This is a genomic window from Neisseria sp. P0022.S010, from assembly GCF_051956635.1.
The window spans coordinates 1-9738 of record NZ_JBQCXF010000089.1; the positions used below are offsets into that span (position 1 = coordinate 1).

The window sequence follows — 9738 nt, forward strand, 5'->3', positions numbered from 1 at the left end:
TTTAATCCTTTTGGTTCAGAAGGCGGACATGCAGGTCATGTGCAAATGCATCCATATCTTGCGCGATGGTTTTTGTACCGCGATTGAGGAAGTTGTACGCCAATACGGCCGGAATCGCCACAAACAGGCCGACAGCAGTCGATACCAAAGCTTCGCCAATCGGACCGGCTACCGCAGCAATGCTCATTTGGCCGCTTTCGCTGATGCCGATCAGGGCATGGTAAATACCCCAAACCGTACCCAACAGGCCGATAAACGGAGCGGTTGCACCGATAGAGGCCAAAGCGGTCATACCGTAGTCGAACTGGCGCATGGTTTGGGTCAAACTGTTACGGATGTGAACGACCAAGTATTCGTTCAAAGGCAATTCGTCAATCAGCGATTTGCTCGTCGTTTGACGGTAATTTTGGTACGCGCGCAGAGATTCATCTGCAACACGGCTCATCGGTGCTTCTACCGCTTTGGCTTTTTGTACAGCATCAGCCAGCGTAAACGCATTCAGCATCAACTCTTTTACCTGTGCATTGCCTTTTTTCGCTTTGCGGTATTTGATGCAGCGAATCACAATGACGCTCCAAGTCACCACACTCATCAACAACATCAGGACAAATACACCAATCAGTACCACATCACCTGATTTGAAAACTAAACTTAAATCCATAATTTTTCCAAGTTAAAAATAAAATTAAAATTTCTATCGGGTCATTTAAAATTATTTCCCAACAGCATATATTTTCTAATCAATCAGCTTAGGCCTAGATACTTATTCGAGCGTGAATTTGACAGGTACTTTAAATTCAGTCCAAACGCTTGCATTACAGCTACCATCTTTAACAGCTTTACGCGCTGCATTATCCAGACGACTATAACCACTTGATTTATTCACACTGATTGAATCCACTTTACCGCCGGGACCAACCAAGACTTTCAAAACAACCAAGCCCTCTTCACCATTTTCAGTGGATAGTGAAGGATACGGAGGTCTTGGAATATGGCAGGTTCCTTTTGCCGGATTGCCTTTACTGCTGCCGGCACCTGTACCGCTGCCACCACCTCCGCCACCGGTACCGGAGCCATGTTCGCCTTTCGCACCGCCGCTGCCGGAGCCGCTGCCTTCGCCGCGTCCGCTGCCTGTACCTTTCGTACCGCCGCCGTTACCTTTACCTTCTCCGTTCAAGGCTTTGCCTTCGCCGCTGCCTTTACCGTTTTCAGCAGTATTCGGCCCGGTTTTGTTGCCTGAGTATTCAGATGCTTTGGGAGATGGTTTAGGTTCTGCCTTCGGCTCTGGTTTTGGTTCAGGTTTTGGCTCGGGCTTAGGCTCAGGTTTGGGTTCCGGCTTAGGCTCGGGCTTAGGTTTCTCGATAGGTTTCGGTTTTTCCTTTTGCTGTACGATATCCGCTTTTTCTTTTTTCGTTACCACAGGTTTGATAACAGGTTTGGGCGGCTCGACAGGCTTAGGCTTGGGTTTCGGCTTGGGTTTCGGTTGTTCTGGGGTAGGCTCGGGTGCGGCAGGTGCGCCTTCGCCCTCAGGGCTGCCGTCGCCACCGCCGAAATCGCCCAAATCGACAAATTCAATATTCGCCATTTCTACAGGAGGCGGTTTGTGCGCGTGCCATAAAAGTGCAACCAAACCGACGTGAATCAACGCAACGGAAGTCACGACGGCTGGAGTTAAAATTCGTTTTTTATCCATAATTCCGTTATGTTAATAGCAACAATTCCCGTTTGCAAGTCGTTTTACAGTCAAAATAAGCATTAATGCTTATAGAGAAAGTTTATAGACCTGCTGTTTTAAAGGCTGTATATCATAATATGATATTAGCTCTCATTACTAATATTATCAAACAAGCGGCCATCTGAAAAGATAAACGGTATTAAAAAAGCCATCGTCTCTTACAATCTTTATGCCATCCGCACATCAGGCCGATATTGAACCTCATCAGACCGATAAAAATTCAAATGGTTTCAAATCATCTGTATTTTTATCCATAAAACATCAGGCCGTCTGAAAACGCTCTTCAGACGGCCTGATTCAAACAAAATCATTTTTTCCGTTTCGCCCTTGGGTGCGCCTCATCATAAACGCGCGCCAAATGGTCGAAATCCAGCTTTGTATAAACTTGCGTAGCGGAAAGGTTGCTGTGGCCCAACAATTCCTGTACGGCGCGGATATCGCCCGATGCCTGCAAAAGATGGGTTGCATAGCTGTGGCGCATCATGTGCGGCGAGATATGGCTGGCGCTGCCCACGCGCACCGCCCACGCCTGCAGGCGTTTTTGGATTTGACGTTGCCCCAGCCTACCGCCGTTCTTATTGGTGAACAAGGCCTGCTCACCCTCTTTGGCAATACGCACTGCCAAATAATCGCGCAATGCCGCAATGCTTTTGCCCACCAAAGGCACTTGCCGCTGCTTGCCGCCTTTACCCTTCACGCTGACCCAGCCTTCGTCCAAGACGATACTGTCCAGATTCAACCCTTGTATCTCGCTCAGGCGCAAACCGCTGCCATACATCAATTCAAATATGGCCTTATCGCGCACGTCCAATTCGTCATCAACAGGCGCATGGTCAAGAATATGGTTTAAAGGTTCTTGCGGCAGTGCTTTAGGCAGGCGTTCAGGCAGGCGCGGTGCTTTCATATTAAATGTCGGATCGCTTTCCATGACTTCTATCTGCACCAGCCAACTGCAATACTGCCGCCACGCCGACAATTTCCGCGCCAAGCTGCTTTCGCTTAAACCCTTTTGCGACAGTTTTTTCAATGCCGCCACAAAATCACGGCGCGTCGGCAGGCCGTTTTTCAGATTATCGGGCAACAGACGCATCAATTCACTCAAATCGCGCCGATAAGCGGAAACGGTATGCTGCGACTTGCCTTGTTGCGACAAGGTTTTCAGATAGCGTTCAAGATGAAGCGCAAAATGATTTGATTCCGCCATTTCAGACGGCCTCCAATGCTGCTTTCAAGGCCGAAGGCAGACGGCAGACACGTTGTTTGCCATAGTCGAAACACACCATGCCTGTCTGCACTTTCGCCAACACAAGGCCGTCTGAAATCCTGCGGATACGGTACAGCAAAGAAAAACCCACACCGGCCACGCCTGCCGCCCCCATTTCCACCGATAGCTCATCGCCATGATGACCTTGCGCCAAATACTGTACCGCCGCATCCGCCATAATCAGGCCAGCCCCGCCGGCATCCATTTCACTCCAACCCAGCGTCGCCAGCCAACGCATCCGCACTTCATGGCACAAACGCAACACTGCATCGTTCGCCAGATGACCGCCATAGTTCACATCGCCCACCTGAACCGTCAAGGCCGTCTGAAACAAAGGCTTATCACACTCGGTCACCGAAATCCTATCCATTTTGCACACCCGTTTTCAATACTCTGCCATTATAAACCGAGACCCTGTTCGTTAATATATAAAAACAATGTAGCAGCTTGTAGTTTTTCATGGCAAAAAACATTATAATTTATCGGATAAATTTACCCTTCACTACTTCAGGAGCTTCTCATGGCACTCGTATCCATGCGCCAACTGTTGGACCATGCCGCCGAAAACAGCTACGGTCTGCCCGCATTCAACGTTAACAACCTCGAACAAATGCGCGCCATTATGGAGGCGGCCGACCAAGTCAACGCCCCCGTTATCGTTCAAGCATCCGCAGGCGCACGCAAATACGCAGGTGCCCCATTCCTACGCCATCTGATTTTGGCCGCAGTCGAAGAATTCCCACACATCCCCGTCGTGATGCACCAAGACCACGGTGCATCGCCCGATGTATGCCAACGCTCTATCCAACTGGGTTTCTCCTCCGTGATGATGGACGGCTCGCTGCTCGAAGACGGCAAAACTCCGTCCACCTACGAATACAACGTCAACGCCACCCGTACCGTGGTTAACTTCTCCCACGCCTGCGGCGTGTCCGTTGAAGGCGAAATCGGCGTATTGGGCAACCTCGAAACCGGCGAAGCCGGCGAAGAAGACGGCGTAGGCGCAGTGGGCAAACTTTCCCACGACCAAATGCTGACCAGCGTTGAAGATGCCGTACGTTTCGTTAAAGATACCGGCGTTGACGCATTGGCTATCGCCGTCGGCACCAGCCACGGCGCATACAAATTCACTCGTCCGCCCACAGGCGACGTATTGCGTATCGACCGCATCAAAGAAATCCACCAAGCCCTGCCCAACACCCACATCGTGATGCACGGCTCCAGCTCCGTTCCGCAAGAATGGCTGAAAGTCATCAACGAATACGGCGGCAAAATCGGTGAAACCTACGGCGTACCCGTAGAAGAAATCGTCGAAGGCATCAAACACGGCGTGCGCAAAGTCAACATCGACACCGACTTGCGCCTCGCCTCTACCGGCGCCATCCGTCGCTTCATGGCAGAAAATCCGTCCGAATTCGACCCGCGCAAATACTTGAGCAAAACCGTCGAAGCCATGAAACAAATCTGTCTTGACCGCTACCTCGCATTCGGTTGCGAAGGCCAAGCCGACAAAATCAAACCGATTTCTTTGGAAAAAATGGCAACCAAATACGCCAAAGGCGAATTGAACCAAATCATCAAATAATCTGTACATCGGATTGATACTAAGGCCGTCTGAAAACTTGGCAATAAGGTTTCAGACGGCCTTGGCTTTTGGAAACTTATAGTAAAATCCCCCCGCCGACTACCCATCAAAACACATCGAAAGCAAACATGAAACTCGCCGTTATTTTGCCGGCCTATTGTGCCGAAGCTTATTTGCCCGAATGCTTGGATTCGGTATTGAATCAAACATTCCGCGACTTTTTCGTCATCGCCGTCAACGATGCCTCAAAAGACAAAACCGGCGAAATCCTCGAGGCTTACGCAGCCAGAGATTCACGTTTGCAGGTTTTCCACCTTCCGGAAAACAGGGGCGAGCCGTTTGTCTGCCAATTTGCCATGGATATGCTCAAAGATGTAGAGGTTGAATACGTGGCGCGGATGGACGCGGACGATATTTGCACCCTGGATCGTTTTGAAAAACAAATTCAGTTTTTAGACAGCCATCCCGAAATCGATATTGTCGGCAGCCAAGCCACCATCTTTTTCGACGACCAAACCGGAAGAGAACCCGTTTTAAGCGATCTGCCCCTGCTCGACAAAGATATTAAAGCCTTTTTCTCCAGGGCCGCTCAAAATATGTTCAACCCCACCACCATGTGGCGGCACGACAGCATTAAAAACCTCGGAATAAACTACACCGCAACGGAAACCGCACCCGATTTCCATATGTGGGTGCAATGCGCCCTACATGGCAAAACCTTTGCCAACCTGCCCGAACCTTTGTTGTTTTACAGGATACACCAAACTCAAGAAAGCAAAAAAAGAGATAAAATCAACAGATCCGTCCAATACACCATGGAGTTGTGGATCAGTCATCTCTTCCCTGATTTGAACGCGACGGAAGTAACGCTCTTAAGCCGCATCTTGTATGAAAAGCAACTGCGCTTGACCACCGAAGAGCTGAAAACCATTTTTGCCGCCTATGACAGAATCAGCAAAGACCGCAGCATTTCATTGTTTGGCGAAGACCGCAATACCATGTTCGACATGATAGACAAGTTCTTCAATTTCTTAAAAAGTCAGTTAAAATTCACTTAAATCATAAAAGGCCGTCTGAAACCCAAGTTTCAGACGGCCTTTGTCTATTTCAAGATCAATCTAAATCAGAACAAGCCGTGAATCACGCCGTCTGCGTCCACATCGATTTTCTCGGCGGCCGGAACTTTCGGCAGACCCGGCATTTTCATCATATTGCCGCACAACGCAACGATGAAGCCTGCGCCTGCGGAAACAGTAATACCGCGCACGGTAATGCGGAAGCCTTCGGGGCAGCCCAACAGTTTGGCGTTGTCGCTCAAAGAGTATTGGGTTTTCGCCATGCAGATCGGCATTTTGTCCAAGCCCAGTTTTTCCAGTGAAGCGATTTCGGCAGACGCTTCCGCGCTGAAATCGACGTCTTCCGCGCCGTACACTTTTTGGGCAATCGCACGGATTTTGTCTTTAATGCTCAACTCAACATCGTAGGCAAAATTGAAGTTATTCGGTTGATTTTCGATGGCGTTAACGACTTTGTGCGCCAAGTCTGCACCACCCGCGCCGCCTTTGCCCCATACTTCAGTTAGGGAAACTTCAACGCCGTGTTCCGCGCAGGCTTTTTCAATCATGGCCAACTCGGCATCGGAGTCGGACACGAAGCGGTTGATAGCAACCACCACAGGCAGGCCGAATACGTTTTTCAGGTTGGAAATGTGTTTCAGCAGATTAGGCAGGCCTTTTGCCAAAGCGTCGAGGTTTTCTTCGCCGAGATTGACACGTTCCACGCCGCCGTTGTATTTCAAAGCGCGGACAGTAGCCACGACAACAGCCGCATCAGGTTTCAAATCCGCCAGACGGCATTTGATGTCACAGAATTTTTCCGCACCCAAATCCGCGCCGAAGCCTGCTTCGGTTACCGCATAATCGGCAAGGTGTTTCGCCAGACGGGTGGCGGTAACGGAGTTGCAACCGTGGGCGATGTTGGCAAACGGGCCGCCGTGTACAAAGGCAGGCGTGCCTTCGATGGTTTGTACCAAGTTAGGCTTAATCGCATCTTTGAGCAATGCCGCCATCGCGCCATTCGCTTTCAAATCTTTGGCGTAAACAGGGCTGCCGTCTTTGGCATAGGCGACGAGGATGTTGCCCAAACGCTCTTTCAAATCGCTGATGTCTTTAGCAAGACAGAATACCGCCATCACTTCGGACGCAACGGTAATATCGAAACCGTCGGGACGCATCACGCCGTCAACAGGTTTGCCCATGCCGTCGATGATGTTGCGCAACTGACGGTCGTTCATATCGACCACACGACGCCACAGCACGCGTTTCGGATCGATGTTCAACTCGTTGCCTTGATAGATGTGGTTGTCGAGCATGGCGGCGAGCAAGTTATTCGCCGCGCCGATGGCGTGGAAGTCGCCGGTAAAGTGCAGGTTGATGTCTTCCATCGGCAAAACTTGGGCATAGCCGCCGCCTGCTGCACCGCCTTTAACACCAAACACCGGACCCAAAGAAGGCTCGCGCAGGGCGATAACAGAATCTTTGCCGATATGGCGCAAAGCATCCGCCAAACCGATGGTTACGGTGGTTTTACCCTCACCCGCAGGAGTCGGATTAATGGCGGTAACCAAAATCAGACGGCCTTGTTTTTGCGGCAGCTTGAATGCTTCGGCAGGATTGATTTTGGCTTTGTAATGACCGTAGGGCTCGATGTTGTCAACGTTCAAACCCAGCTTGGCGGCAATTTCACCAATCGGGCGCATGGTGGAAGACTGGGCAATTTCAGCATCGGTTTTGAAGCTCATGATTTTCCTTTATTGAGTGAGGGAAGGCCGTCTGAAACAATCTCAAGAGACGGCTGGAAGAAAAAGAATATTCGTTCTATTATAACGTTTTCCAAGAATAAACCGCAGTGAAAATTTCGATATTTCATCAACAAGCGGATTCATATTGTCAACAATTTGAAACAAAGGAATAAAACATGAGCAGCAACGCATGGCTGTTTTGGGCATTGGCATCGGCAGGCTTCGCCTCATTGACCGCCATTTTCGCCAAAATGGGTTTACAAGGCATAGATTCAGATTTCGCCACCTTTATCCGCACCTTGGTCATCCTCGCCGCTTTGGTATTGTTTTTAACCTACACAGGCAAATGGCAGGGTGTGAACGGCTTTACCGGCCGCAACTGGACATTCCTCATCCTATCCGGCCTCGCCACCGGTGCTTCTTGGCTCGCCTACTTCAAAGCCCTGCAATTGGGCAACGCCTCGCAAGTCGCCCCCGTCGACAAATTCAGCCTGGTCTTGGTCGCCCTGATGGCCGTCGTATTCTTAGATGAACGCCCAAGTACACAGGAATGGATAGGTTTAGGCCTGGTAACCGCAGGCGTATTGACTTTGGCTTTGAAACGATAAAGATTGGGACAAAAAGGCCGTCTGAAAAATTTCAGACGGCCTTTGCTTTGCTTCAAACAATCAGCTCACAATTAATTTGAACCGACTTTAATTTTTTGCCACAAGTTGACAGACAGTTTTTTCGCATCTGCGCTCATTTGAGGCATCACGAAACCGTCTTTCATGTCTTGCTCGTTCGGGAAAATAGAGCGAGTGTTCACCAGCTCGGCAGGCATTTTTTCGCGTGCAGGTTTGCTGGCCGGCGCGAAGGTTACGGCGATACCGTTTTTCGCAGCCACTTCGGGATCAAGCGTGTAGTTGATGTATTTATGGGCATTGGCGATGTTTTTCGCATCGGCCGGAATCAGCCAAGATTCAATCCAGAAGCCCATGCCTTTCGGAGTCAACACTTCGACGCCGACATTGTTTTTCACTTCTTCAGAACGCGCTTTGGCCAAGTTCAAGTCGCCGCCGTTACCTGCCGCCAAGCAGATATCGCCGCGCGCCAGTTCGTCAATGATGGAAGGGCTGAAACGTTTTACATCAGGACGGATAGACTTCAACACTTCCGCCGCCGCTTTCAAATCTTCAGGATTCGAGCCTTTAGGATCTTTACCCAAGTAGTTCAACAAGATTGGGAACATTTCACTCGGGGTATCCCACAAAGCGATGCCGCAAGATTTCAGCTTGTTGGTGTATTCAGGTTTGAACAGCAAATCCCAGCCGTTTTCAGGCAATTTTCCGCCCAAAAGCTCCTTGCCCTTCGCCGTAATCGCGATCGTATTCACACCTGAGAAGTATGGAACGGCGTATTGATTGCCCGGGTCGGCGGTTTCCAACATCTTCAGCAATTCAGGGTCGATGTTTTTGTAGTTCGGAATCAGGTCCTTATTGATTTTTTGGTATGCGCCCGCCTCAATTTGGCGCGGCAGGAAGGCAATACCTGGCACAACCAAGTCGTAGCCGGATTTGCCGGTCAGCATTTTGGCTTCCAGCGTTTCGTTGTTTTCATACAAATCGTAAGTCAGCTTCAAATTGTTGGCTTTTTTGAAGTCTTCGACTGTACTTTCGTCAACGTAGTTTGACCAGTTGTAGATATTCAGAGTATCGGTGGCGGCTGCTTCGGCATTGGCAGCAGGCGCGCTGCCTGCTTGAGGTTGCTCGGCTTTTTTCTCGCCACCGCCGCACGCGGCCAAAGACAATGCGGCCAATACGGCTAACACAGATTTTTTCATACGGGCAGATTCCTGATGAAAGAGTGGTTAATGTCAATAAATAAGAAACCCTGCACCCCATAAACACCCCGGCGCAGAGTTAGGCTATTGTAATGGAAACGTAAGCAAACGCAAAGCAATATCCATCTGATTTTTATTGAAATAAGGCAAAGCAACACCATCTTTTTACCAAAAGCGTTGCACCGGCTGTCGTTTTTGGGCAAAATACGGCTGATTTGCGCGCGTTTATAGAGAAAAAGCTTGCATACAAGGAAATCTGTCTTTAAAATTGCGCGTTTACAGAATTTATTTTTCAGGAGATATTCAATATGGCAAACAGCGCACAAGCCCGCAAACGTGCCCGCCAGTCGGTTAAACAACGCGCCCACAACGCCAGCCTGCGTACTGCATTCCGTACCGCTGTGAAAAAAGTGTTGAAAGCAGTTGAAGCCGGCGACAAAGCTGCTGCTCAAGCAGTTTACCAAGAATCCGTTAAAGTCATCGACCGTATCGCTGACAAAGGCGTATTCCACAAAAACAAAGCAGCCCGTCA

The 9738-nt window shown here is 49.7% G+C and carries 10 protein-coding genes; 4 read left to right on the plus strand and 6 right to left on the minus strand.

The features are described from left to right. Window position 1: 1 nt before the first annotated feature. The 4 genes from ACTHUT_RS09600 to ACTHUT_RS09615 form a co-directional block, all read right to left on the minus strand. The gene (locus ACTHUT_RS09600) at window positions 2-661 is read right to left on the minus strand and encodes a MotA/TolQ/ExbB proton channel family protein (RefSeq protein ID WP_003686817.1); all 660 of its coding nucleotides are present in this window, start codon (window positions 659-661) and stop codon (window positions 2-4) included. 102 nt (window positions 662-763) lie between these two features. After that, on the minus strand, window positions 764-1693 hold the full coding sequence (locus ACTHUT_RS09605) for an energy transducer TonB (RefSeq protein WP_440386063.1): 930 nt from the start codon (window positions 1691-1693) through the stop codon (window positions 764-766). A gap of 349 nt (window positions 1694-2042) precedes the next feature. Further along, on the minus strand, window positions 2043-2939 hold the full coding sequence (locus ACTHUT_RS09610) for a tyrosine recombinase XerC (protein ID WP_440386062.1): 897 nt from the start codon (window positions 2937-2939) through the stop codon (window positions 2043-2045). Window position 2940: 1 nt separating this feature from the next. Then, on the minus strand, window positions 2941-3369 hold the full coding sequence (locus ACTHUT_RS09615) for an acyl-CoA thioesterase (protein WP_440386061.1): 429 nt from the start codon (window positions 3367-3369) through the stop codon (window positions 2941-2943). Between the two features lie 150 nt (window positions 3370-3519). Here ACTHUT_RS09615 and fba point away from each other — a divergent pair, with 150 nt between their 5' ends. Together fba and ACTHUT_RS09625 are read left to right on the plus strand one after the other, a co-directional pair. After that, window positions 3520-4584: a class II fructose-bisphosphate aldolase gene (gene fba, locus ACTHUT_RS09620; RefSeq protein WP_003748401.1), complete on the plus strand. Its 1065-nt coding sequence runs from the start codon at window positions 3520-3522 to the stop codon at window positions 4582-4584. 68 nt (window positions 4585-4652) lie between these two features. Next, the gene (locus ACTHUT_RS09625) at window positions 4653-5642 is read left to right on the plus strand and encodes a glycosyltransferase family 2 protein (protein WP_440386060.1); all 990 of its coding nucleotides are present in this window, start codon (window positions 4653-4655) and stop codon (window positions 5640-5642) included. A 65-nt stretch (window positions 5643-5707) separates the two neighbouring features. Here the strand turns inward: ACTHUT_RS09625 and ACTHUT_RS09630 are convergent, their stop codons facing one another. Further along, a complete protein-coding gene (locus tag ACTHUT_RS09630) occupies window positions 5708-7384 on the minus strand; it encodes a formate--tetrahydrofolate ligase (RefSeq protein WP_440386059.1) in 1677 nt (558 codons plus the stop codon). Window positions 7385-7560: 176 nt separating this feature from the next. On the opposite strand from ACTHUT_RS09630, the gene ACTHUT_RS09635 reads away from it, so the two are divergent. After that, window positions 7561-7992 (plus strand): EamA family transporter, encoded by a 432-nt coding sequence (locus tag ACTHUT_RS09635; RefSeq protein ID WP_003680126.1) that lies wholly within the window; start codon window positions 7561-7563, stop codon window positions 7990-7992. A 71-nt stretch (window positions 7993-8063) separates the two neighbouring features. On the opposite strand, the gene ACTHUT_RS09640 is transcribed toward ACTHUT_RS09635, so the two are convergent. Beyond that, a complete protein-coding gene (locus tag ACTHUT_RS09640) occupies window positions 8064-9206 on the minus strand; it encodes an extracellular solute-binding protein (RefSeq protein WP_070585088.1) in 1143 nt (380 codons plus the stop codon). Between the two features lie 308 nt (window positions 9207-9514). Between ACTHUT_RS09640 and rpsT the strand changes: the two genes are divergently transcribed. Continuing rightward, on the plus strand, window positions 9515-9738 hold a 224-nt coding region (rpsT, locus tag ACTHUT_RS09645), incomplete at its 3' end, for a 30S ribosomal protein S20 (protein WP_440418756.1).

Bases quoted from the DNA above. Each gene is read 5' to 3' on its own strand.
- ACTHUT_RS09600 (WP_003686817.1), bottom strand. From the start codon at position 661: ATGGATTTAAGTTTAGTTTTCAAATCAGGTGATGTGGTACTGATTGGT.
- ACTHUT_RS09605 (WP_440386063.1), bottom strand. From the start codon at position 1,693: ATGGATAAAAAACGAATTTTAACTCCAGCCGTCGTGACTTCCGTTGCG.
- ACTHUT_RS09610 (WP_440386062.1), bottom strand. From the start codon at position 2,939: ATGGCGGAATCAAATCATTTTGCGCTTCATCTTGAACGCTATCTGAAA.
- ACTHUT_RS09615 (WP_440386061.1), bottom strand. From the start codon at position 3,369: ATGGATAGGATTTCGGTGACCGAGTGTGATAAGCCTTTGTTTCAGACG.
- fba (WP_003748401.1), top strand. From the start codon at position 3,520: ATGGCACTCGTATCCATGCGCCAACTGTTGGACCATGCCGCCGAAAAC.
- ACTHUT_RS09630 (WP_440386059.1), bottom strand. From the start codon at position 7,384: ATGAGCTTCAAAACCGATGCTGAAATTGCCCAGTCTTCCACCATGCGC.
- ACTHUT_RS09635 (WP_003680126.1), top strand. From the start codon at position 7,561: ATGAGCAGCAACGCATGGCTGTTTTGGGCATTGGCATCGGCAGGCTTC.
- ACTHUT_RS09640 (WP_070585088.1), bottom strand. From the start codon at position 9,206: ATGAAAAAATCTGTGTTAGCCGTATTGGCCGCATTGTCTTTGGCCGCG.